Consider the following 22,447-nt stretch of genomic DNA (forward strand, 5'->3'; position numbering starts at 1 on the left):
ATTCCTTCCTCTTGACATTGTCTTGTGAAAGCTTGCGTAACAAACGGGCAAGGGCATCGGCGCAAGGGCAGGGGATGGCAACAGGCAATCGATCACAATCCGCGCAGGGTCTGACCCTGATCGCACCGCCCCTGAGCTATGCGCTGCTGGTCATGGCCGCGCCTTTGCTGACGATCCTTGCCTATTCCTTTCTCAAGGATGGCTACCTGACCGTCATCCGCGAATTCACCTTGGAGAACTACCGCGCGGTCTGGTCCGACCCGATCGTCCGCACGATCATGCTGCGTTCGCTTTCGGTTGCGGCGCTGGTGACGCTGGTCACGGTCGTTCTGGCCTTTCCGGTCGCCTATTTCCTGAGCTTCGTGGTGGCGCCGGGCCGCAAGGCCATGTGGCTTTTCCTGATCACCATCCCGTTCTGGACCAGCTACCTGATCCGGGTTTTCCTGTGGAAGGTGATCCTGGGCTATAATGGCGTGGTGAATTCCGGATTGAAGACGCTGGGCGTGATCGAGCAGCCGCTGGGCTTCCTGCTTTACAATGTCAATTCCATGGTCATCACGCTGGCCCATGCCTATGCGCCTTTCGCGATCCTGCCGATCTTTATCGCGCTGGAAAAGATCGATCGTTCGCTGCTGGAAGCCGGGCGGGATCTGGGCGAAAGCCGCGCCATGACCTTCTGGCGCGTCACCCTGCCACTGGCCATGCCGGGCGTGGTCGCGGCCGCGCTGATCGTCTTCATCCCGACCATCGGCGATTATGTCACGCCCGCCCTGATCGGCGGCGGCAAGATCCCGATGATCGCCAACATGATCCAATCCCAGATGCTTGACCTTGACAACCGGCCGCTTGGATCGGCCTTGGCGGTAACCGCGATGCTGATCGTGGCGGTCCTCAGCCTGATTTTCGTCGCGCTGAACCGCCGCTTCCTGAAGGTGCGTCAATGAAGGGGCGGGGCTTGCATGTCTATGCGATCTGCTACCTGCTGTTCCTTTACGCGCCGATCCTGCTCTTGCCGATCTTTGCGTTCAATTCCGGCACTGTGATCGCCTTCCCGCTCAAGGGCGTCACGACGCAATGGTTCGTCCAGATGTTCGAGAATGCCTCGATGCGCAAGGCGCTCTTCAACTCGTTGACCATCGCCATTTCCGCCTCGGTCTTTGCGACCTGCCTCGGTGTATTTGCCGCGCGCGCCTCTACCCGCTTCGAGTTCCCGGGCAAGGGTCCGATCATGGGCCTGATCATGCTGCCCCTGGTCCTGCCCGAGATCATCGTCTCGATCTCGCTTCTGGTCGTGCTCTTGTCGATCGGGGTGCAGTTGAACATCCTGACGGTGATCCTGGGGCATACGCTGATCTGCATGCCCTATGCGACGGTGATCCTCTCGACCGCCTTCAATTCGCTCGACCGCTCGCTGGAAGAGGCCGCCTATGACCTTGGCGAGACGCGCTGGAGCGCCTTCCGGCTGGTGATCCTGCCGCTGGTCATGCCGGGCATCATCTCGTCCCTGCTGATGAGCTTCACCATCAGCCTCGATGAATTCATCATCGCCTTCTTCCTTGCCGGGAACGAGCCGACGCTGCCGACCTATATCTTCAGCCAGCTGCGCTTCCCCAAACAGATCCCGATGATCATGGCGCTGGGGACGATGCTGGTCCTCATGTCGATCATCCTTTTGACCATCGCCGAATATTTCCGCCGTCGCGGCATCGCCAAGACCGGCGCCAAGGATACCGGAGGCTTTCTGTGACCACTCCTTCCAGCAGCACCGCCGCGCATCGGGCCCGCACCGCGGCCGCGCGCCCGATGATCGAGATCAAGGGTGTCCACAAGCATTACGGCGATTACCACGCGCTGCGCGGCATCGATCTGACCATCCGCGCGGGCGAGTTCTTTTCGCTGCTCGGCCCTTCGGGTTGCGGCAAGACCACGCTTCTGCGCACCATCGCGGGATTCGAGGATTTTGCCGATGGCGTGGTCCTGATCGACGGCCAGGATATGGATGGGGTCGCCGCGAATAGCCGGCCGACCAATATGGTCTTCCAATCCTATGCGATCTTTCCCCATCTGAGCGTGGCCGAGAATGTCGGCTTCGGCCTGCGCCGCGATCCGCGCAGCAAGGCTGAAAAGGCAGCCGCCATCGAGGAGGCGCTCGAGATGGTCGGTCTGAAAGGCTACGGCAAGCGCGCCGCCCATGCGCTTTCGGGCGGCCAGCGCCAGCGTGTGGCTCTGGCCCGCGCGCTGATCCTGAAACCCAAGGTGCTGCTGCTCGACGAGCCGCTTTCGGCGCTGGACCGCAAGATGCGCGAGCAGATGCAGGTCGAGCTGATCAAGCTGCAGCGCCAAGTGGGCATCACCTTCGTCCTCGTCACCCATGACCAGGAAGAAGCACTGGTCATGTCCGACCGCATCGCCGTCATGTTCGAGGGCCAGATCGCCCAGATGGACGGCCCCGAGGCGCTTTACGCCCGCCCGACCAGCCGTCGGGTCGCGAATTTCATCGGGGTGATGAACTTCCTGCCCGCGCGCATCCTGGCCGAGACGGCATCCGGCGTCGAGGTCGAGGTGCCCGGTCTGGGCCGGGTCGAGATCCCGGCCGCGAATATCAGCCAGAAGGATGCGGGCGATGAGGGGCCCTCGGTGGGCTTCCGCCCCGAGGCGGTGTCGCTGGTCTCGGCCAGCCAGCCCGGCCAGAGCCGGGTCACGCCGGGGGTGATCGACGAGGTCGTCTATTATGGCGACATGACCTATTACGATGTCCGTCTGGACGGCTCGGCCAGTTTCGACGGCAAGGCCCGCCCGGTCCGCATTGCGATGCGCAATGTCTTTGGCCGGGACGTGCAGGATGTCGGAACGCGCGCCAATGTCAGCTGGTCACCCGGCTCGCTGGTGCTTTTCCGATAATCTCGCACAATCTAAGCGGGAAATCGCCATCTCGAATTGCGGTGCCCGGATAGACGTGCCACCTTCCTCGGAAAGGTAACAGACGGAGATCTGGCATGATCGCTCGCCCGGCACTTCTATCCGCCGTGACATTCATGACCTTCGCGACGGCGGCCCCGGCGCAGGAGGCAAGCCCGGCCGTGACGGCACCTGCAACGACCGAGGCCGTGGCCGCGCCGACGGGCCAGCCTGTCGGTCAAGCCGTCGGGCAAGCCGTTGGGCAACCCGACATGGCCGCTGCCTATGAAAACGCGCGCAATCAGCTGGGCGTCCTGAGCTATTGTCAGGACAAGGGCTATATCGACGGTCGCGCGGTCGAGACCCAGATGAACCTGCTCGCGATGATCCCGCCCGGCGATACGGCGGCGGGGGATGCCGCCGAGACCAAGGGCAAGACCGGAACGGTTTCGGCCATGGGGGTCGAGCGCAGTCTGAGCGATGCCGCCCTCCAGCAGGAAAAGACCGAGGATGCGCTGTGCGACGAGATGGACAGCCTGCTGCATGAACTCGCTTCGCGGATTTCGGGCTGAGCACTGCTGAACTCAGATCGGCGGCAACTCGGCTTGCCGCCTTTTGGGCAATGCCAGACGCACGAGCCGATAGCTGTGGCGAATCCGATGGCCCAGTTCATCGGGCGCGGCATCGAGCGGCAGCGTGACCCAGCTGCGATGCAGATAGGGGGCGCGCTCGGCCAATCCGGTCTCGATCAGAAAGGCGGCGGTTTCCACACTGTCGGTCTTGACCGCGACATGGGTGCCGACCGTTCCGGTCAGCGCGAAGATCTTGCCGCCCACTTTCCAGCAATCATGCCCGCCACCCCAGGGATCGGACCATTCGGCCCCCGGCTGTGCGGCGCATATTCCGTTGACGAGTTCGCGGCTCATGGCCAAGTGTTGCAGCCTCTCTTGGCAGGGGCAAGGCGATGGTTTATGGCAGAGCCATGAAGCTTAACGCCGCCACCATCCGCTGCATCATTACCGGCTGAAAATTCAGGCGGGCGTTCCTTCGTGACCAATGACGCCCGCGCCGGGAGAGGTTCGGGATACCCAGATCGAGGGAAGTCATGGTCGACATCAGACTGACGAATACCAAAAGCCGCGGAAAAGAGGTCTTCGTCCCGATCGATCCGCAAAATGTGCGCCTCTATCTCTGCGGACCTACCGTCTATGACCGCGCCCATCTGGGCAATGCCCGCCCGGTGGTGGTTTTTGACGTCTTGGTGCGGCTTTTGCGCCATGTCTATGGCGCGCGCCACGTGAATTATGTGCGTAATTTCACCGATGTGGATGACAAGATCAACGCGACGGCTCTGTCGCGCCAGAAGGCTGGTGCCCCAGGCACGCTCGAAGACCTGGTTCGCGAGCGGACCGAGGAAACCATCTCGTGGTATCATGCCGATATGGACGCGCTTGGCGCAACCCGTCCGGATCATGAACCGCGTGCGACCGAATATATCCCGCAGATGGTCGAGATGATCGAGGGCCTGATCGCAGGCGGACATGCCTATGCCGCCGAAGGTCATGTGCTGTTCGACGTGCGCTCCTATCCCGAATATGGCCGCCTTTCGGGGCGTTCGGTCGATGACATGATCGCGGGCGCGCGGGTCGAGGTCGCGCCCTTCAAGCGCGATCCGATGGATTTTGTGCTGTGGAAGCCTTCGGATGCGGGCCTGCCGGGTTGGGACAGCCCTTGGGGCAAGGGCCGTCCGGGCTGGCATATCGAATGCTCGGCCATGGCCTATGAATTGCTGGGCGAAAGCTTCGACATCCATGCGGGCGGCATCGATCTGCAATTCCCGCATCATGAGAATGAGATCGCGCAAAGCTGCTGCGCCCATCCGCATGGTGATTTCGCCCGGGTCTGGCTGCATAATGAAATGCTGCAGGTCGAGGGCAAGAAGATGTCCAAAAGCTTGGGCAATTTCTTCACCGTCCGCGACCTTCTGGAAAAGCGTGTGCCGGGCGAGGTGATCCGTTTTGTCCTGCTGTCCACGCATTACCGCAAGCCGATGGACTGGACCGGCGAAAAGGCCCAAGCCGCCGAAGATACCTTGTGGGAGTGGCGCGTCTTGACCAAGGACATTGAGCCCGCAGTAAGCCCTGATCCCCGCGTGATCGAGGCTTTGGCTGACGACCTGAACACCGCCGGCGCGATTTCCGTGATTTACGGCCTCAAGGACGATCCGGCCTTGCTGCTCGCATCCGCGCAGTTCCTTGGCCTGCTGCAACCCGAGATGGGCGGTTGGATGCAGCACGACCTGACCAGCATCGCCAATGTGAATTTCTCGGTCGATGGCGCGCTTGAGGAACTCTCGGCTCGGCTTTCCGATCTGCGCGCGGATGCGATGCAAAGCAAGGATTTCTCGGGCGTCGATGCGCTGAAAACCGCACTGACCGAGGCCGGGGTCGAGGTTCGCATGTCCAAGACCGGCGTTGAATTGCTCGCAGGCCCGCGCCTCGATCCGGCCAAGCTGGGGGCGCTTCTGTGACCGAGCGGCTATTCCTTTACGACACCACGCTGCGCGACGGGCAGCAGACGCAGGGCGTGCAATTCTCGGCCAGCGAAAAGACCGAGATCGCGCAGATGCTGGACCAGCTTGGCGTTGACTATATCGAGGGCGGCTGGCCGGGCGCGAACCCGACGGATAGCGATTTCTTCGCCGCGGCACCCATGACCCGCGCCACCATGACCGCCTTTGGCATGACCAAGCGGGCGGGCCGTTCGGCCGAGAATGACGATGTCTTGGCGGCGGTGATGAATGCCGGAACCGGCGCGGTCTGTCTGGTCGGCAAGACCCATCCCTTCCATGTCCGCGAGGCGTTGGGGATCACGCTCGACGAAAACCTCGAGAATATCCGTGCCTCTGTCGCGCATCTGGTGGCATCTGGCCGCGAGGCGCTGTTCGATGCCGAGCATTTCTTCGATGGGTTCGAGGATGATCCAGAATACGCGATCTCGTGCTTACGCGCGGCACTGGAGGCAGGGGCGCGCTGGGTCGTGCTTTGCGACACCAATGGCGGCACTTTGCCCGAGCGTGTCGGCCAGATCACCCGCGCCGTGATCGCGGGCGGCATTCCGGGGGAACATCTGGGCATCCATACCCATGACGATACCGGCAATGCCGTGGCCTGCACCTTGGCCGCCGTTGATGCCGGTGCGCGCCAGATCCAAGGCACGTTGAACGGTCTAGGTGAGCGTTGCGGGAATGCCAGCCTGACGACGCTGATCCCGACCTTGCTGCTGAAGGAACCCTATGCCTCGGCGCTGCAAACCGGCGTCAGTGACAAGGGCCTTGCCGGGCTGACCCGTCTTTCACGCCGCTTGGACGAGATCCTGAACCGCGCCCCCTCGCGCGCCGCGCCCTATGTCGGGGCCTCGGCCTTTGCCCATAAGGCGGGCCTTCATGCCAGCGCGATCCTGAAAAATCCGGCGACCTATGAACATGTCGAGCCCTCGGTCGTCGGCAATGAACGCATCATTCCGATGTCGAACCAAGCCGGGCAATCGAATCTGCGCGCCCGCCTCTCCGAGGCAGGGATCGAGGTCAACCGCGACGATCCGGCGCTGGCGCGCATCCTCGACGTGGTGAAAACCCGCGAGGATGAGGGCTATGCCTATGACGGCGCGCAAGCCAGTTTCGAGCTGCTCGCGCTGGCCGAACTGGGCCGGCTGCAGGAATTCTTCTCGGTCGAGCGTTACCGCGTCACCGTCGAACGGCGCAAGAATGCGCTTGGCAAGCGCATCACTGTCTCCGAGGCTGTCGTCGTCGTCCAGATTGGCGACGAGCGTATGCTTTCGGTCAGCGAAAGCATGGATGAGGAAGGCCAAGACCGCGGCCCGGTCAACGCGCTTTCCCGTGCGCTCGCCAAGGATTTGGGGCCCTACCAGTCCCATATCGAGGACATGCAGCTTGTCGATTTCCGCGTCCGCATCACCGCGGGCGGCACGGATGCCGTGACCCGTGTCATCATCGACAGCGCCGATGGGCAGGGGAACCGCTGGTCCACGGTCGGCGTCTCGCATAATATCGTCGATGCCAGCTTCGAGGCTCTGGTCGACGCAATCCGCTGGAAACTGATCCGCGACGGGGTGAAACCGGCATGAGCTTGGACCATTGCGCCGAACAACTCCGGGCGCATGACCCGGAGCGCTTCGGCATCTGCCTCATCGCCCCCGCCGCCGCGCGCCCGCGCCTCATCACACTTTACGCGCTGAACCTCGAACTCGCGCGCGCGCCCTTGGCTTCGAATGAGCCGCTGATTGCCGAGATGCGCGTGCAGTGGTGGATCGAGCGGTTGGAGGACATCGCCAAGGGCAAGATTGCCTCGCATGAATTGCTGACGCCTTTGGCCGAAACATGGGGTCCCCGGGCCGCCGCCTTCGCCCAGATTGCCGAAGGTCGCCGCCGGGACTCTGCCCGCGAACCCCATGATGGCCCCACCGCGGTCGCGACCTATGTGCGGGAGACGGCGGTGCCACTTGCCCAATTCGCCGCCGAGGCCCTCGATGGGCCGAAGGCGGCGATGCCTGCCATTGAGGCTCAGGCCGAGGGTTTGGGCCTGACCAACTGGCTCGCCGCTTTGCCCGCGCTGCAGGGGCTTGGCCTTGGCCTTTGGGACGCCTCGCCCGAAGCCCTCGCTCAGATCGCCAAAAATGCGCGTGCAAAACTGGCCGAGGCACGGTCCCTGCGCCGCAATGTGCCTCGCGCGCTGGCCCCGCTTCTTTTCCCCGGCGCGGGCACAAAACTTGTCCTCGGCGAAGCGCCGAAGGGGCTTGAGGCCTTGGCCGCCGCCCAGCCTTCGGAATTCCGAAAACGGCTGGCGCTTGGCGCTTTCGCGCTGATCCATCGCTGGTGGATATGAAAAGGGCGGCCCATTGGCCGCCCTTTCCGCATTCCAAGCAGCAGCCAATCAGCCGCGCAGGATGGATTTCCCGGCATATTCCGCCGAGGCGCCCAGCATTTCCTCGATGCGGATCAGCTGGTTGTATTTCGCGAGCCGGTCCGAACGCGCGAGCGAGCCGGTCTTGATCTGGCCGCAATTGGTGGCGACGGCGAGGTCGGCGATGGTCGCATCCTCGGTCTCGCCCGAGCGGTGCGACATGACCGAGGTATAGCCCGCGCGGTCAGCCATGCGGACGGCGTCCAGCGTCTCGGTCAGGGTGCCGATCTGGTTGACCTTCACCAGCAGCGAATTGCCGCAGCCCTTATCGATGCCTTCGGCCAGACGCTCGGGGTTGGTCACGAACAGGTCGTCGCCGACCAGTTGCACGCGGTCGCCCAGCGTCTCGGTCAGCAGTTTCCAGCCTTCCCAGTCATCCTCGGCGCAGCCATCCTCGATCGAGAGGATCGGGTAGTCATTGCACAGCGCCTCAAGGTAGGCGACGTTCTCGGCCGAGGTCAGCGACTTGCCCTCGCCCTTCATCTCGTATTTGCCGCCCTTGTAATATTCGGTCGCGGCGCAATCGAGGGCGAGCATGATGTCCTCGCCGGGGGTGTAGCCGGCCTTCTCGATGGCCTTCAGGATGAAGTCCAGCGCGTCGCGGGCCGAGCTGAGGTTCGGTGCAAAGCCGCCTTCGTCGCCGATCCCGGTCGAGAGGCCTGCGGCTTGCAGTTCTTTCTTCAGCGTGTGGAAGATTTCCGAGCCCATGCGGATGGCTTCGCGGATGTTTTCCGCGCTGACCGGCATGATCATGAATTCCTGGATGTCGATCGGGTTGTCGGCATGCTCGCCGCCATTGATGATGTTCATCATCGGGACCGGCAGAATGCGCGCGCCCGTGCCGCCGACATAGCGATAAAGCGGCTGGGCCGAGGCCTCGGCTGCGGCCTTGGCGACGGCCAGCGAGACGCCGAGGATGGCGTTCGCGCCGAGGCGCGACTTGTTCGGCGTGCCGTCGAGTTCGATCATCAACCGGTCGATGCCGATCTGGTCGGTGACGTCTTCCCCGATCAGGTTCTCGGCGATCTCGCCATTGACGGCGGCGACGGCCTCAAGGACGCCCTTGCCCATGTAGCGCGACTTGTCGCCATCGCGCTTCTCGACGGCCTCATGCGCGCCGGTCGAGGCGCCCGAGGGCACGGCGGCGCGGCCCATCGTGCCGTCTTCCAGCGTGACATCGACCTCGATGGTCGGGTTGCCGCGGCTGTCCAAAATTTCGCGTGCGAAAATGTCGATGATGGCGGTCATGTTCCGTCCCTCTCGTGACAAAGTTTGGCCGTTGTCTAACGCCCTTCGGACGGGGCGAAAAGCGTCATTCGGCGGGGTTATCGCTCACACGACCGGAAATTCCGGGCTCCGGCGCGGCGGACCAGGGCTCCAGCGCCAGATCGGCCCAGATCGGCAGGTGATCCGAGGCCTGGCGCGCGATCTCGCTGTCCCAGACGCCCGAGTCCAGCACCTCGATCCCGCGCGAGACGGCGATGCGGTCATAACGCAGGCGCGGGAAGGGGGCGGGCCAGCTCGGGCCCGGGGCCAGCACATGCATGGGCGCGAGCGCCTCGAGCCCGCGATTGTCGTGCCATTCGTTGAAATCGCCGGTCAGGATCAGTCGGTCATGGCCAAAGCGCCCGGCTTGCGCCACGATGCGGCGCAGTTGCGCGCGCCGCGAGGATCGCACGAGGCCGAGATGCAGCGCGATGATCGTCACGCCGGGCAGGCGCAAGGCCAGCGCGCCGCGCGGCTCGATCCCCGGCAAAGGCAGGCGGCGGATGGTGGCCTGCGCGGCCAGTTCCGGGCGCATCAGGATCGTCTGGCCGTGCCAGCCCAGCGAGGTTTCGCCGGTCGGCAGAAAATCGGCGGGGATCAGGCCGGTCGTCTGCTCGATCGCGGCGCGGGGCAGGGCCTCGGGTCGATTCCCGAGGCGCAGATCCACCTCCTGCAGCGCGATCACGTCGGGTTTCAGGTCCGCGATGACCTTGAGATTGCGCTCGGGGGCACGGGGGCCGGTCATGCCACGGCATTTGTGCAGGTTGTAGCTGGCCAGTCTCAGCCGGTCGGTGCGAGGAGTCATGGCGCCTTTCTTTGCTTAGGTGCCGCAGAAGGTGCGTTGGACAATTTCCTCGGGCTGGGGCGGTTGGGCCAACGCATCCCATGGCGCGCGGTCGCTGAGGGGCTGGCGCAAAGCCGCGTCAAGCAGGTGGAACAGGCTGTAATCCCCTTCGTCGCGGGCCAGAGCGATGGCCTGTTCGATCCGGTGGTTGCGCGGGATGCGGCGCGGATTGGCGCGGGCCATGATCTCGGTGGCGTCGGGCAGTCCGGCAATGCGGGCCTGCCATTCAGCGGCCCAATGGTCGAAGGCGTCGCGGTCAATGAATTCGTCCCGTGCTTTGCCATCCGACAATCCGGCAAAGGTGCGGGTGAAATCAACCTGCTCTTGCGCCATCAGCGATAGCAATTTCTCGATCAGCGCGCGATCTTCCGTGCGTGGCTTCGAGATGCCCAGCTTTGCGGCAAAGCGCGCCAGCCATTCGCGCTGGTAGATTTCGGGGAAGCTATGGACGATGCGGGTGGCTTCGGCCACGGCCTCGTCGCTGTCGCCCATCAGGGGGACAAGACAACTGGCGAGCTGCGCAAGGTTCCACACCGCGATATTGGGCTGTTCGTTCCACGCATAGCGCCCGTAAGCGTCGATCGAAGAGAACACCTTGTCGGGCCGGTAGCCATCCATGAAGGCGCAGGGGCCGTAATCGATGGTCTCGCCCGAGACCGACATGTTGTCGGTGTTCATCACGCCATGGATGAAGCCCAGACCCATCCAGCAAGAGATGGTATAGGCCTGAGCCTCGACCACGCGCTGCAAGAGGTCTGCCGTGCCCGAGGCCTCGGGGTAGTGGCGGGCGATGACATGTTCGGTCAGAAGCCGCAGACGCTCGCGGTCGCCGCGGGCGGCGTAGAATTCAAATGTGCCGACGCGGATATGGCTGGCGGCAATGCGGGTCAGGACTGCGCCGGGAAGAAGTGTCTCGCGGATGACCTGCTCGCCGGTGGTGACGGCGGCAAGCGCGCGTGTGGTCGGCACGCCGAATGCGGCCATGAACTCGCTGACCAGATATTCGCGCAGGACCGGGCCGAGCCATGCCCGTCCGTCGCCGCGACGTGAGAAAGGAGTGGGCCCTGCGCCCTTCAACTGGATGTCGAAACGTGCGCCGTCAGGGGCGATGACCTCGCCGAGCAGCACCGCCCGGCCATCGCCAAGCTGCGGAGAGAAGCCGCCGAACTGGTGACCGGCATAGGCCTGCGCGATGGGCTCGGAGCCTTCGGCGACCGCGTTCCCGGCCAGCACCTGCAACCCATCGGGCGATTGCAGCCATGCCGCGTCAAGGCCGAGGCGCTCGGCCAAGGGCAGGTTCAGCGCGACCAGCTTCGGATCGCGCACCGGCGTTGGCGCGGTGCGGGTGAAGAAGCCTTCGGGAAGGCGGGCATAGCTGTTGTCGAAGTGGATCATCGTGACCCTCCTTTCGACTGTATCTAGCCCTGATTGCGGAAATGTTAAGGGCAGGCTCAGTGCTGGATGCTTTTCGAGAAGACATTGACGACCACGACACCGGCGACGATCAGCGCAAGCCCCAGCATGGCGGGCAAGTCGAGCCGCTGGCCAAAGGCAAAAAGCCCGATCACCGACACAAGGACGATGCCGAGCCCGCTCCAGACCGCATAGGCGATGCCAAGGGGCATGACCTTCAGTGTCTGGGACAGGAAGTAGAAGGACCCCGCATAGCAGATCGCCATCATCAACGTCGGCAGCCATTGCGTGAACTGCTGGCTGCGTTGCAGAAAACTCGTGCCGATCACCTCGAGGACGATCGCAGTGACAAGCGTGGTATAGGTCGTGAATGGCATGAATGGCCTCGGGCTCGGGCAGGGTGGCGCGTGCATTTACCATCTGCCGCGCCGAAAAGTCACGCCGCCCTTGAACCAAGCGGGCCAAGGGCGTATCCCACGCTCTGCCCCAGTTTTTGCCAAGGATAGCGTTGTGAAGTTCCTCGATCTCGCCAAGGTCTATATCCGCTCTGGTGGCGGAGGCGCGGGATGCGTGTCCTTCCGTCGCGAAAAATTCATCGAATATGGCGGCCCCGATGGTGGGGATGGCGGCCGTGGCGGCTCGGTCTGGGCCGAGGCCGTGCCGGGGCTGAACACCCTGATCGACTTCCGCTTCCAGCAGCATTTCTTCGCGAAGTCCGGCCAGCATGGCATGGGCTCGCAATGCACCGGCGCCAGCGGTGACGATGTCGTGCTGACCGTTCCGGTCGGAACCGAGATCCTCGACGAGGATCAGGAGACCGTGATCGCCGACCTGACCGAGCCGGGCCAGCGCGTGCTGCTCGCCAAGGGTGGCAATGGCGGCTTCGGAAACCTGCATTTCAAAAGCGCCACCAACCGCTCGCCGCGCAATGCCAATCCGGGCCTGCCGGGGGTCGAGCGCACCTTGTGGCTGCGCCTGAAGCTGATCGCCGATGCGGGTCTGCTGGGTCTGCCGAATGCCGGGAAGTCGACCTTCCTCGCGGCGGTCTCGAATGCGCGGCCCAAGATCGCGGATTACCCCTTCACCACGCTGCATCCCAATCTGGGCGTTGTCGGCGTCGACGCCTATGAATTCGTGATGGCTGACATTCCGGGCCTGATCGAGGGCGCGTCCGAGGGTCGCGGTCTGGGCGACCAGTTTCTTGGCCATGTCGAGCGCTCGCGCGTACTCTTGCACCTGATCGACGGCACCTCGGATGACGTGGCGACCGATGCGCGTACCATCCTGACCGAGTTGGAAAACTATTCGCCGGAACTCGCGCGCAAGCCCCGCGTCACCGCGCTGAACAAGATCGACGCCATCGACCCCGAGGAACTGGCCGAGAAGCGCGCCGAACTTGAGGCCGAAATCGGCGGCCCGGTCTTCCTGATGTCCGGCGTCTCGCGCGAAGGCGTCACCGACGTCCTGCGCGCGCTCTGGACCGAGATTGCCCCCTCGCGCCTTCCCCAGACCGAAGAGGATATCGCACCTTGGCAGCCGTAATCCCCGAGTTGGGGCGGGCGCAGCGACTGGTCGTCAAGATCGGCTCGGCCCTGCTTGTGGATGACAAAGGCCTGCGGGCCGAATGGCTCAAGGCGCTGTGCGACGATGTGGCTGCCGCCCGTGCGCGTGGGACGGATGTGGTTTTGGTCTCGTCCGGCGCGATCGCGCTGGGCCGCAAGGTGCTGGAACTGCCTGCCGGTCCCTTGCGGGTCGAGCAGGCGCAGGCCGCTGCTGCGGTGGGCCAGATCCGTCTGGCCCGCGCCTATGAGGAGGCATTGGCCCCGCATGGCGTCAAGACCGCGCAGTTGCTGGTGACGTTGGACGACACGACTGACCGGCGGCGTTACCTCAACAGCCGCGCGACGATGCAGACCCTGCTGGGCATGGGCGTCGTGCCCATCGTCAATGAAAACGACACCGTCGCCACGGACGAAATCCGCTTTGGCGACAATGACCGCCTTGCCGCGCAGATCGCCGTGACCTGCGGCGCGGATCAACTGCTGCTGCTCTCGGATGTGGACGGGCTTTACACCGCCAATCCCAAGACCGACCCGACCGCCCGGCATCTGCCGGTGGTCGAGCAGATCACCCCGGAGATCGAGGCCATGGGCGGCGATCCGATCTCGGGGCTCAGCAAGGGCGGGATGAAGACCAAGCTGATGGCGGCGCGCACCGCCGTTGCCGGTGGCTGTGCTATGGCGATTGCGGAAGGTTCGGTCCTGAACCCACTGAATGCGGTTGCGACGGGCGCGCGGGTGACGTGGTTCCTGCCCGATACCGATCCCCATGTCGCGCGCAAGCGCTGGATTGCGGCGATGAAGCCCAAGGGCGAAGTTTGGGTCGATGCCGGGGCCGCGCAGGCGCTGCGTGGCGGCAAGTCGCTGCTGCCTGCGGGTGTCACCTCGGTCTCGGGGCGCTTCGGGCGTGGTGATCCGGTGGTGGTGCTGGACGGGCAGGGCGGCACGCTGGCTTCTGGGCTGGTGCGCTATTCCTCGACCGAGGCGAATGCCATTGCAGGGCATCGCAGCGACGAGATCGAAAAGATCCTTGGCTATCCGGGCCGGGCCGCGTTGATCCATCGCGACGACATGGCGATCTGAACTTCGAATTATCCCGCCCAATTGGCGGGATTTTCATTTGATCGGGCGTGGGTCCAAGGCGCCGCGTCCCTGCGACAGGCGACGGATCTGCGAAAGTTGCACCGCCGCGTCCGAAGGCGGCGGCAGCGCCAAGACGGCGTCGCGCAGGACGGCAATGCCGTCCTCGCTGCGAACGGGCAGGGTGGCGGGCTGGATCGCCTGTCCAATGCTCACGCGATAGGGCTGGCGACCCTTGTTCAGGACCTCATTGAACAGCGTCACGTCCCGCACTGTCGGGTGCATCGCATCGAGCAGGTAGAACAGCGCCGAGTTCCGCGCCCGGATCTGCAGAGGAATCACCGGCACATCGAATTTCTTGGCGATCATCGCGGCACTGGCCATCCATGGCCGCTCATGCAGGGTCAGGCCGCGCCGCTTGGCCAGACGGCCCGAGGGGAAGATCAACCCGATGCGCCCACGCCCCAGCGCCTCGCGGGTGTAATCCATCGTCGCGCGGGTCTTGGCATGGCTGCGCTTCTCGGCCCGCCATTCGACCGGCGCGATCAGGCTGCCGCATTGGGGCAGAACGCGCATGATGTCGTGATTGGCATAGATGAACAGGTCATCGCGCACCGCCGAGATCACCGTATGCAGCACGATCCCGTCGGCGATGCCGGTGGGGTGGTTCGAGACGATCAGCGCAGGCCCGGTGGCCGGAATATGCTCCAGCCCTTCGACGGTCAGATCGCGCACGATCAACTGGGCCATGCGGCGCATGATCTCATCGGTGGGCAGGTCGCGAAATTCGGCCCCCAGCTCGACAGTGCGCGGGTAACGTAGCAGCCACATCAGTGCCTGCCGTATCAGGTTATGGTGCCAATGGCCTGAAAATAGCCAAGGTGCCCGCTCATCTATCAGCGGATCGAGGCGTTGTTTCATGTCCTCTCGGGCATCCATGAGGCGAGTATTGCCCTGCCCGAGAGGAGGTGCAAGAGAGGTTGATGCTCTCTCAGGTGGAGGCGGCAAGGATCCGCGTCACCATCTCGGATGTGTTGCGCGAAAGCCCCGGCAGCGCCGCGATGCGTTCGAGCGCCGCCTTGGCCTTGGCGCGGCGGGTGGCGTCATAGCGCCAGACGGTCTCGAAGGCCGAGCACATCCGCGCCGTGGTCTGCGCATTCACCGGATCGAGCTTCATCAGCCAATCGGCGACGAAGTCATAGCCCGAGCCGTCGGCTGCATGGAAAGCCGCATGGTTCGAGGTCACGCCCGCGATCAGCGCCCGGAAACGGTTGGGGTTCTTCCAGTCGAAATCGGGGCGTTTGGCCAGGTCTTTGGCACGGGCGACGGCGAGATGCGACTCGCTGCGCAGGGGCTGCACGGTGAACCACTTGTCCATGACCAGGCGGTTGTCGCGGAACTCGGCCTCGAAGCGGGCGAGAGCGTCGGCGTCACGGCCAGCGGCGATGAGTTGGCCCAAGGCCCCCTCGCGCTCGGTCATATTGCCCGCACTGTCGAACAGCGCCTCGGCGCGTTCGGCATTGTCGAGACGGCTGAGATAGGCAAGTGCCGCCAGACGCAGGCTGCGCCGGCCCGAACCCTCGGCATCGGGGACATAGGGGCCGATCGGCGTCATGGCGTCATAAAGCGCGGCAAGCGCCGGCTCATGGGCCTGGGCGATGTCCTGCATCAGGCTGCGACGGGCGGAGTGGATCGCATCGGGGTCGGGCACCACGCCCGAGGCCGCGATGGTGGTCGCGATCTCTTCCTCGCCGGGCAGGGCAAGGCAAAGTGCCGCAAAGGCCGGATCCGCCTCGGCATCGTCTAGGACACCCCCAATGGCGCGGATGAACTCGGCGCCGCCCTCTTGGCCCTTGGCGCGGGCGATCAGCCCGTCCAGTGCAAGGTCATGGCCCGCTTGCCAGCGCGCATAGGGGTCGGTGTCATGGGCAAGCAGAAGGGCCTGCTCATCCGCCGTCATCTCGCGGGCCACTGTCACCGGGGCGGAGAAGCCGCGCAGCAGCGAGACGACCGGACGCGCGCCCAAGCCCTCAAAGCGGAAGCTCTGCTCGGCCTCGGTCATCTCCAACACGGTGGTCGGCAGCACCTCGTCGCCATTCGGGCCGATCAGGCCAAGGACAATGGGGATGACGCGGGCGGGCTTCTCGGCTTGGCCGGGGGTGGGCTTGGTCGCTTGGCGGAAGTTCAGGGTCAGGCTGCCACCCGACCATTCCTCGGTCAGCGCAAGGCGGGGGGTGCCCGCATCCGTATACCAGTGCTTGAATTGGGTCAGATCGCGGCCTGTCGCATCTTCAAAGACCTTGATCCAATCCTCGATCGTGCAGGCTTGCCCGTCATGGCGGTCGAAATAGAGATCCAGCGCCTTGCGGTAATCGGCATCCCCGATCAACCGCTTGAGCATCCCGATGACCTCGGCACCCTTCTCATAGACGGTGGCGGTGTAGAAATTGTTGATCTCTTGGTAGTGATCAGGACGCGGGGGGTGGGACAAAGGCCCGGCGTCCTCGCGGAACTGGCGCGCACGCAGGGTCTGCACATCGTGGATACGCTTCACCGCAGCCGAGCGCATATCCGAGGTGAACTGCTGGTCACGAAAGACCGTCAGACCCTCTTTCAGGCAAAGCTGGAACCAGTCGCGGCAGGTGATGCGGTTGCCCGTCCAGTTGTGGAAATATTCGTGGCCGATGACGCCCTCGATGCGTTCGTAATCGCCATCGGTCGCGGTTTCGGCGGTGGCGAGAACCAGCTTCGAGTTGAAGATGTTCAGGCCCTTATTCTCCATCGCGCCCATGTTGAAATCATCGACGGCGACGATATTGAAGACATCGAGGTCATATTCGCGCCCGTAAGCCTCTTCGTCCCATTTCATGGAACGGATCAGGCTCTCCATCGCATAGCCCGCGCGCGGTTCGTCGCCGGGGCGGACCCAGACATTCAGATCGACGGGACGACCCGACATGGTGGTGAACTTGTCAGAGATGGCGCGAAGGTCACCCGCCACAAGCGCAAAGAGATAGGCGGGCTTCTTCCAAGGGTCGTGCCAGACGGCTTTTCCCGGTGCTTCGCTGACAGGGTTACCGTTCGACAGAAGCACGGGCATCTCGGAATGCACCGTCACGGTAAAGGGGGCCATCACATCGGGACGGTCGGGATACCAAGTGATATGGCGGAAGCCCTCGGCCTCACATTGGGTGCAGAACATGCCGCCCGAAAGGTAAAGCCCCTCAAGGGAGGTGTTGGCCTCGGGATCGATCTCGACCTCGGCTTCGAAGGTAAAGCTCTCGGGAAGGGAATCCGCCGGGATCACCAGCGTCTCGCCGCTTTCTGGAAGCAGGGACAGATCGAGGGGCGTGCCGTCGATCGCCAGCGCGAGCGTCTTCAGCCCCGCGCCGTCAAGGACCAGATTCCCTTCCGAGATGCGGTGGAAGTCGATCTGGGAGCGCACCCGCGTGGCCCTTGGATCAAGCCGGAACTCCAGCCGGGTCTCGGTGATCTCATAGGGATAGGGGCGCCAATCTGAGAGATATTGCGTGTCGGTCATGTCGGGGACCTTCAAAAAACTTGGCAAGGCACGGAACTTGTGCGGAAACCCGATTGTTAGTCCGGGCATATCAGGGTCGCAACCCACCGAGGCGATTGCCCATGCATCGCAATCCTCAGGCGTGACCCCGGAACCTTGTGCTGAGGAGAGCCAAGATGGCCAATTACGATCCCAATGATCCGAAAAGGAATGATCCCGTCGATCCCTATCCGGGTCAGGTCAACCAGACCTATGTCGAACCGGTCGAGCGTCGCGCCTCGCCCTTGCCGCTGATCATCGGCATCCTTCTCGCGCTGGCGATCGCCTATTTCGTCGTCCAGTATTTCATGAATGGCAATGAGGTCACCACCGGGACAGAGCCTGCGGTGACCACGACGGCCCCCGCCGAGACCTCGACCGCACCTGCGACAACCGCGCCGGAAGCCGCGGCCGACGCCGCCAATAGCGCCGCCGACGCAGCCAATGACGCGGCGAATGCCGCTGGCGAGGCGGCAAGCGATGCCGCAACCGCGGCAGAGAATGCCACCGAGGCTGCAGGCGCTGCCGTCGGCGAGGCTGCCTCGGATGCGGCAAATTCGGCCAGCGACGCCGCCAATGCTGCGGGTCAGGCTGCCTCGGAGGCCGTTGATGCCGCCGAAGAGGCCGCAAGCGACGCGGCCACCGCTGCCGGCGAGGCGATGGAGGATGCGGAACAGGCAGTAGATGATGCCGTGACCGTCGAGCCGACCACGCCGCCTGCTTCGACCACCACCCCACCGCCGGCAACCGCGCCGTCGAACTGATCGCGCAACGAGCAAACGAACCGCCGCCCCTCATCCGGGCGGCGGTTTTTCTATTTGTTCGGGAAACACCTTCAAAATTTGCTCTATAGTGGCCAAGGTTGAATGGTAGCTGCGTTTGGCATACCAAAGTGTACCGAACTTAGGGATATGGAAGGAAAGCAGGACGATGGCGAGGGTCGAAAAGGCGGGATTGCGGGTCGATGAGACGCTGGCCGATTTTATCAATGATCGCGCTTTGCCGGGAAGTGGCGTCGAGCCGCGCCGCTTCTGGGAGGGGCTTTCGACCCTGATCCATGAATTCGGGCCAAGAAATCGCGCCCTGCTGGAAAAGCGGGACGAACTTCAGGCGGCGATCGACGGTTGGCATATCGCCCGAAGGGGACAGGCTGTCGATATGCAGGCCTATCGCGCGTTCCTTTCCGAGATCGGCTATCTCATTCCCGAGGGCGATGAGTTCCAGATCGAAACCCAGGCCACGGATCCGGAATTCGCCAAGGTGGCCGGGCCGCAGCTTGTCGTTCCCATCACCAATGCCCGTTACGCGCTCAATGCCGCGAATGCCCGCTGGGGCAGCCTTTACGATGCGCTTTACGGCACCGATGCGCTGGGCGACCTGCCACAGGGCAAGGGTTATGATGCCGGTCGCGGCGCGCGCGTCATTTCATGGGGGCGCGATTTTCTAGATCAGGCTGTGCCGCTGGCCAGTGGCTCTTGGGCCGATCTCGCGGGCTTTTCGGTCGCGGGCGGGGAATTTTCCCCTGCGCTGGGCGATGCGTCGCGTTTCGCGGGCTATCGCGGCGATGCGGCTGCGCCGAGCGATGTCTTCCTGGTGAACAATGGCCTGCTGATCCATATCGTGATCGACCCCTCGACCCCGGTTGGCGGTCAGGACAAGGCGGGGATTTCCGATATCATTCTGGAATCCGCCCTCTCTGCGATCATGGATTGCGAGGATTCGGTCGCCTGCGTCGACGGCGAGGACAAGGCGCTCGCCTATGCCAATTGGCTGGGCCTGATGGATGGCTCGCTGACTGAAGAGGTCGAAAAGGGCGGCAAGAGCTTTACCCGCCGCCTGAACCCCGATGTCAGCTTTACCGCGCCCGACGGATCGACCGTGACCCATAAGGGCCGCGCGCTGATGCTGGTGCGCAATGTCGGCCATCTGATGACCACGCCCGCCGTTTTGGACCGCGAGGGCAATGAGGTCTTCGAGGGACTTCTGGATGCCATGATCACCGCGCTTTGCGCCAAGCGAGACCTTGATCGCGGGACCGAGGGGAACTCGGTCACCGGTTCGATCTATGTCGTGAAGCCCAAGATGCACGGCCCCGAGGAAGTGGCGTTCGCGAGCGCCATCTTCGATCATGTCGAAGACGTTCTGGGCCTGCCGCGCCATACCGTCAAGCTGGGCATCATGGATGAAGAGCGCCGCACCAGCGCGAACCTGCGCGAATGCATCCGTGCCGCCAAACATCGCGTGGCCTTCATCAATACCGGCTTCCTCGACCGCACCGGCGACGAGATCCATAGCTCGATCGAGGCGGGAGCGATGCTGGCCAAGGGCGAGATGAAATCGCAGCCCTGGATCTCGGCCTATGAGGATCGCAATGTCGATATCGGTCTGGCCTGCGGCCTTGCCGGCAAGGCGCAGATCGGCAAGGGCATGTGGGCGATGCCCGACCGGATGGCCGATATGCTGGCGCAGAAGATCGCCCATCCGATGTCGGGCGCGAACACGGCATGGGTGCCCAGTCCCACCGCGGCGACGCTCCATGCCACGCATTACCACAAGGTCGATGTCCATGCCCGCCAGGCCGAGATTGCGGCGCTGAACCGTCCTGCGCGCCTTGACGATCTGTTGACCATCCCGCTGGCGGGCGGGCGCAATTACAGCGATGCCGAGGTAGGCCGCGAGCTTGAAAACAACTGCCAAGGCATTCTGGGCTATGTCGTGCGCTGGATCGACCAGGGCGTCGGCTGCTCGAAGGTTCCCGATATCAACGATATCGGCCTGATGGAGGACCGCGCCACGCTGCGGATTTCGGCGCAGTCCCTGGCGAACTGGCTGCATCATGGCGTGGTCGGCGAGGGGCAGGTGATGAACGCCATGCGCAAGATGGCGCTGGTGGTGGATCGCCAGAACGCTGCCGATCCGCTCTATCGTCCGATGGCACCCGGCTATGACGGGGTGGCGTTCCAGGCGGCCTGCGATCTCGTCTTTCTGGGCCGCGTCCAGCCCTCGGGCTATACCGAGCCGGTGCTGCATGCCCGTCGCCTCCAAGCCAAGGCCGAGCAGGCGGCTTGACGTATTCCCGCCAGTCTCGACCGGCCCCGAAGCTTTGCTTTCGGGGCCTTTTTCATGGCAGGCGCGGACGATTGGCAGCAATGCATCAAGTAACGTGGCGTCGGATTTCCGGATGACTCCGGCCGTCACGCCCTTGTGAAAGATAATTTCGCGATGCTATCAACTCGCCTGTAGCACGCTAACAGGGGAGGTGCTCTCGTGAAGATCGGCGCTTTGAAGGAGAGTTACGAGGGAGAGGCGCGGGTCGCGGTCACACCGTCTTCGGCTGCCCACCTGAAGAAACTCGGCCATGAGGTCTATGTCGAGACGGGCGCTGGCACCCGCGCTGGCTTTACCGATGCCGCCTATGAGGCGGCGGGGATAACGGTCGAGCCGACCGCCTCGGCGCTCATCAACGACGTGGACGTGGTGGTCAAGGTCCGGCCGCCAAGCGCGGAAGAGATCCGCGAGATGCGCCATGGCCAGACCCTGATCGCGCATTTCTATCCCTCGCAGAATTCCGATCTTCTGGAGGTCGCGCGCGAGCAGGGCATCACCGCCATCGCCATGGACATGGTGCCCCGGATCAGCCGCGCGCAGAAGATGGACGCGCTGTCCTCGATGGCGAATATCGCGGGCTACCGCGCGGTGATCGAGGCCGCGAACAATTTCGGCCGCTTCTTCACCGGCCAGGTGACGGCGGCGGGCAAGGTGCCCCCGGCCAAGGTGCTGGTCGTCGGCGCGGGCGTCGCGGGGCTGGCCGCGATCGGCGCGGCGACGAGCCTTGGCGCGCAGGTCTATGCCTTTGACGTGCGGCCCGAAGTCGCCGAGCAGATCGAATCGATGGGCGCGGAATTCGTCTATCTCGATTTCAAGGAACAGGCGCAGGACGGTGCTGCGACCGGCGGCTATGCGGCGCCCTCGAGCCCCGAATTCCGCGAAAAGCAGCTTGAGAAGTTCCGCGAGCTTGCGCCGCAGATGGACATCGTCATCACCACGGCGCTGATCCCCGGCCGCGATGCCCCGAAACTTTGGACCGCCGATATGGTCGAGGCGATGAAGCCCGGATCGGTGATCGTGGACCTCGCCGCCGAGCGCGGCGGCAATTGCGACCTGACCGTGCCCGATGAGCGGTTCGTCACCGAGAACGGCGTCGTCATCATCGGCTACACCGATTTCCCTTCGCGCATGGCGACGCAATCCTCCGAGCTTTATGGCAACAATATCCGCCACATGCTGGCCGACCTGACACCCGGCAAGGATGGCAAGCTTGTCCAGAACATGGAGGATGACGTCATCCGTGGCGCGACTGTCACCCATGACGGCGACGTGACTTGGCCGCCGCCGCCGCCCAAGATCGCGGCCATCGCGGCGCAGAAGCCGCGCGAGAAGGCCCGCGAACTCACCCCCGAGGAAAAGCGCGCGAGCGAACTCGCCGCCTTCAAGGCGCAGACCAAATCGCAGGTCACGCTGCTGGCCGTTGGGGCGGCGGTGATGCTGCTCGTCGGCAGCTTCGCGCCCGCGAGCTTCCTGTCGCATTTCATCGTCTTCGTGCTGGCCTGTTTCGTGGGCTTCCAGGTGATCTGGAATGTCAGCCATTCGCTGCACACGCCCTTGATGGCGATCACCAATGCGATCTCGTCGATCATCATCGTCGGCGCGCTCTTGCAGATCGGCTCTGGCTCGTGGCTGATCGTGATCCTGGGCGCGCTGTCGGTCTTGATGGCGGGGATCAACATCTTCGGCGGCTTCCTGGTCACGCGCCGGATGCTCGCCATGTTCCAGAAGTCGTAAGGAG

At 63.9% G+C, this 22,447-nt stretch carries 19 protein-coding genes; 12 read left to right on the top strand and 7 right to left on the bottom strand.

What is annotated here, in order from left to right; genetic code table 11:
* Nucleotides 1-74 precede the first annotated feature (74 nt).
* The 4 genes from ESZ60_RS04780 to ESZ60_RS04795 all read left to right on the top strand — a co-directional run bounded on the left by ESZ60_RS04780 (nt 75) and on the right by ESZ60_RS04795 (nt 3,470).
* Nucleotides 75-944 carry an ABC transporter permease gene (locus tag ESZ60_RS04780; protein WP_134679285.1) on the top strand — a complete coding sequence of 290 codons (870 nt, stop codon included), beginning with the start codon at nt 75-77 and terminating at the stop codon, nt 942-944.
* Nucleotides 941-1,747: an ABC transporter permease gene (locus ESZ60_RS04785; RefSeq protein ID WP_134679286.1), complete on the top strand. Its 807-nt coding sequence runs from the start codon at nt 941-943 to the stop codon at nt 1,745-1,747. The genes ESZ60_RS04780 and ESZ60_RS04785 overlap by 4 nt, the downstream gene beginning before the upstream one ends.
* A 56-nt stretch (nt 1,748-1,803) precedes the next feature.
* On the top strand, nt 1,804-2,901 hold the full coding sequence (locus ESZ60_RS04790; protein WP_134679425.1) for an ABC transporter ATP-binding protein: 1,098 nt from the start codon (nt 1,804-1,806) through the stop codon (nt 2,899-2,901).
* A 95-nt stretch (nt 2,902-2,996) separates the two neighbouring features.
* A complete protein-coding gene (locus ESZ60_RS04795) occupies nt 2,997-3,470 on the top strand; it encodes a pore-forming ESAT-6 family protein (protein WP_134679287.1) in 474 nt (157 codons plus the stop codon).
* Nucleotides 3,471-3,482: 12 nt separating this feature from the next.
* Here ESZ60_RS04795 and ESZ60_RS04800 read toward each other — a convergent pair whose 3' ends face one another.
* Entirely contained in the window at nt 3,483-3,824 is a 342-nt protein-coding gene (locus ESZ60_RS04800; RefSeq protein ID WP_134679288.1) for an MmcQ/YjbR family DNA-binding protein, read from the bottom strand.
* A 179-nt stretch (nt 3,825-4,003) separates the two neighbouring features.
* On the opposite strand from ESZ60_RS04800, the gene cysS reads away from it, so the two are divergent.
* Genes cysS through ESZ60_RS04815 form a run of 3 tightly spaced genes read left to right on the top strand, consistent with a single transcriptional unit; the run spans nt 4,004 to nt 7,802 of the window.
* Entirely contained in the window at nt 4,004-5,428 is a 1,425-nt protein-coding gene (gene cysS / locus ESZ60_RS04805) for a cysteine--tRNA ligase (RefSeq protein WP_134679289.1), read from the top strand.
* Nucleotides 5,425-7,044 carry a citramalate synthase gene (gene cimA, locus ESZ60_RS04810; RefSeq protein WP_134679290.1) on the top strand — a complete coding sequence of 540 codons (1,620 nt, stop codon included), beginning with the start codon at nt 5,425-5,427 and terminating at the stop codon, nt 7,042-7,044. The genes cysS and cimA overlap by 4 nt, the downstream gene beginning before the upstream one ends.
* Nucleotides 7,041-7,802 (top strand): squalene/phytoene synthase family protein, encoded by a 762-nt coding sequence (locus ESZ60_RS04815; protein ID WP_134679291.1) that lies wholly within the window; start codon nt 7,041-7,043, stop codon nt 7,800-7,802. Before cimA ends, ESZ60_RS04815 begins: the two co-directional genes overlap by 4 nt.
* A gap of 48 nt (nt 7,803-7,850) precedes the next feature.
* On the opposite strand, the gene eno is transcribed toward ESZ60_RS04815, so the two are convergent.
* The 4 genes from eno to ESZ60_RS04835 form a co-directional block, all read right to left on the bottom strand.
* Complete coding sequence (gene eno, locus ESZ60_RS04820; protein WP_134679292.1) at nt 7,851-9,128, bottom strand: phosphopyruvate hydratase; 1,278 nt, start codon at nt 9,126-9,128, stop codon at nt 7,851-7,853.
* 64 nt (nt 9,129-9,192) lie between these two features.
* Nucleotides 9,193-9,951: an endonuclease/exonuclease/phosphatase family protein gene (locus tag ESZ60_RS04825; RefSeq protein ID WP_134679293.1), complete on the bottom strand. Its 759-nt coding sequence runs from the start codon at nt 9,949-9,951 to the stop codon at nt 9,193-9,195.
* 15 nt (nt 9,952-9,966) lie between these two features.
* Complete coding sequence (locus ESZ60_RS04830; RefSeq protein ID WP_134679294.1) at nt 9,967-11,385, bottom strand: protein adenylyltransferase SelO; 1,419 nt, start codon at nt 11,383-11,385, stop codon at nt 9,967-9,969.
* A 56-nt stretch (nt 11,386-11,441) separates the two neighbouring features.
* A complete protein-coding gene (locus ESZ60_RS04835; protein WP_134679295.1) occupies nt 11,442-11,780 on the bottom strand; it encodes a DMT family transporter in 339 nt (112 codons plus the stop codon).
* A 133-nt stretch (nt 11,781-11,913) separates the two neighbouring features.
* Here ESZ60_RS04835 and obgE point away from each other — a divergent pair, with 133 nt between their 5' ends.
* Both obgE and proB read left to right on the top strand, forming a co-directional pair.
* Entirely contained in the window at nt 11,914-12,945 is a 1,032-nt protein-coding gene (obgE, locus tag ESZ60_RS04840; protein WP_134679296.1) for a GTPase ObgE, read from the top strand.
* The gene (proB, locus tag ESZ60_RS04845) at nt 12,933-14,045 is read left to right on the top strand and encodes a glutamate 5-kinase (protein WP_134679297.1); all 1,113 of its coding nucleotides are present in this window, start codon (nt 12,933-12,935) and stop codon (nt 14,043-14,045) included. Before obgE ends, proB begins: the two co-directional genes overlap by 13 nt.
* A gap of 33 nt (nt 14,046-14,078) precedes the next feature.
* On the opposite strand, the gene ESZ60_RS04850 is transcribed toward proB, so the two are convergent.
* Together ESZ60_RS04850 and pepN are read right to left on the bottom strand one after the other, a co-directional pair.
* Nucleotides 14,079-14,963 carry a 1-acyl-sn-glycerol-3-phosphate acyltransferase gene (locus ESZ60_RS04850; protein ID WP_245155578.1) on the bottom strand — a complete coding sequence of 295 codons (885 nt, stop codon included), beginning with the start codon at nt 14,961-14,963 and terminating at the stop codon, nt 14,079-14,081.
* A 70-nt stretch (nt 14,964-15,033) separates the two neighbouring features.
* Nucleotides 15,034-17,583 carry an aminopeptidase N gene (gene pepN / locus ESZ60_RS04855; protein ID WP_134679299.1) on the bottom strand — a complete coding sequence of 850 codons (2,550 nt, stop codon included), beginning with the start codon at nt 17,581-17,583 and terminating at the stop codon, nt 15,034-15,036.
* Between the two features lie 155 nt (nt 17,584-17,738).
* On the opposite strand from pepN, the gene ESZ60_RS04860 reads away from it, so the two are divergent.
* The 3 genes from ESZ60_RS04860 to ESZ60_RS04870 all read left to right on the top strand — a co-directional run bounded on the left by ESZ60_RS04860 (nt 17,739) and on the right by ESZ60_RS04870 (nt 22,443).
* Complete coding sequence (locus ESZ60_RS04860; protein ID WP_134679300.1) at nt 17,739-18,365, top strand: hypothetical protein; 627 nt, start codon at nt 17,739-17,741, stop codon at nt 18,363-18,365.
* Nucleotides 18,366-18,531: 166 nt separating this feature from the next.
* Nucleotides 18,532-20,670 (top strand): malate synthase G, encoded by a 2,139-nt coding sequence (locus ESZ60_RS04865; RefSeq protein ID WP_134679301.1) that lies wholly within the window; start codon nt 18,532-18,534, stop codon nt 20,668-20,670.
* A gap of 198 nt (nt 20,671-20,868) precedes the next feature.
* Entirely contained in the window at nt 20,869-22,443 is a 1,575-nt protein-coding gene (locus ESZ60_RS04870) for a Re/Si-specific NAD(P)(+) transhydrogenase subunit alpha (RefSeq protein ID WP_134679302.1), read from the top strand.
* Nucleotides 22,444-22,447: the final 4 nt, after the last annotated feature.

Origin of the sequence: Paracoccus ravus, assembly GCF_004522175.1 — a bacterium.
Lineage (GTDB): Bacteria > Pseudomonadota > Alphaproteobacteria > Rhodobacterales > Rhodobacteraceae > Paracoccus > Paracoccus ravus.

Excerpts from the sequence above, each read along its gene's own strand:
- ESZ60_RS04790 (WP_134679425.1), top strand. The coding sequence starts at position 1,804 with ATGATCGAGATCAAGGGTGTCCACAAGCATTACGGCGATTACCACGCG.
- ESZ60_RS04865 (WP_134679301.1), top strand. The coding sequence starts at position 18,532 with ATGGCGAGGGTCGAAAAGGCGGGATTGCGGGTCGATGAGACGCTGGCC.
- ESZ60_RS04830 (WP_134679294.1), bottom strand. The coding sequence starts at position 11,385 with ATGATCCACTTCGACAACAGCTATGCCCGCCTTCCCGAAGGCTTCTTC.
- ESZ60_RS04780 (WP_134679285.1), top strand. The coding sequence starts at position 75 with ATGGCAACAGGCAATCGATCACAATCCGCGCAGGGTCTGACCCTGATC.
- ESZ60_RS04825 (WP_134679293.1), bottom strand. The coding sequence starts at position 9,951 with ATGACTCCTCGCACCGACCGGCTGAGACTGGCCAGCTACAACCTGCAC.
- ESZ60_RS04785 (WP_134679286.1), top strand. The coding sequence starts at position 941 with ATGAAGGGGCGGGGCTTGCATGTCTATGCGATCTGCTACCTGCTGTTC.
- ESZ60_RS04800 (WP_134679288.1), bottom strand. The coding sequence starts at position 3,824 with ATGAGCCGCGAACTCGTCAACGGAATATGCGCCGCACAGCCGGGGGCC.
- ESZ60_RS04815 (WP_134679291.1), top strand. The coding sequence starts at position 7,041 with ATGAGCTTGGACCATTGCGCCGAACAACTCCGGGCGCATGACCCGGAG.
- eno (WP_134679292.1), bottom strand. The coding sequence starts at position 9,128 with ATGACCGCCATCATCGACATTTTCGCACGCGAAATTTTGGACAGCCGC.
- ESZ60_RS04795 (WP_134679287.1), top strand. The coding sequence starts at position 2,997 with ATGATCGCTCGCCCGGCACTTCTATCCGCCGTGACATTCATGACCTTC.
- pepN (WP_134679299.1), bottom strand. The coding sequence starts at position 17,583 with ATGACCGACACGCAATATCTCTCAGATTGGCGCCCCTATCCCTATGAG.
- ESZ60_RS04850 (WP_245155578.1), bottom strand. The coding sequence starts at position 14,963 with ATGAAACAACGCCTCGATCCGCTGATAGATGAGCGGGCACCTTGGCTA.
- cysS (WP_134679289.1), top strand. The coding sequence starts at position 4,004 with ATGGTCGACATCAGACTGACGAATACCAAAAGCCGCGGAAAAGAGGTC.
- ESZ60_RS04860 (WP_134679300.1), top strand. The coding sequence starts at position 17,739 with ATGGCCAATTACGATCCCAATGATCCGAAAAGGAATGATCCCGTCGAT.
- ESZ60_RS04835 (WP_134679295.1), bottom strand. The coding sequence starts at position 11,780 with ATGCCATTCACGACCTATACCACGCTTGTCACTGCGATCGTCCTCGAG.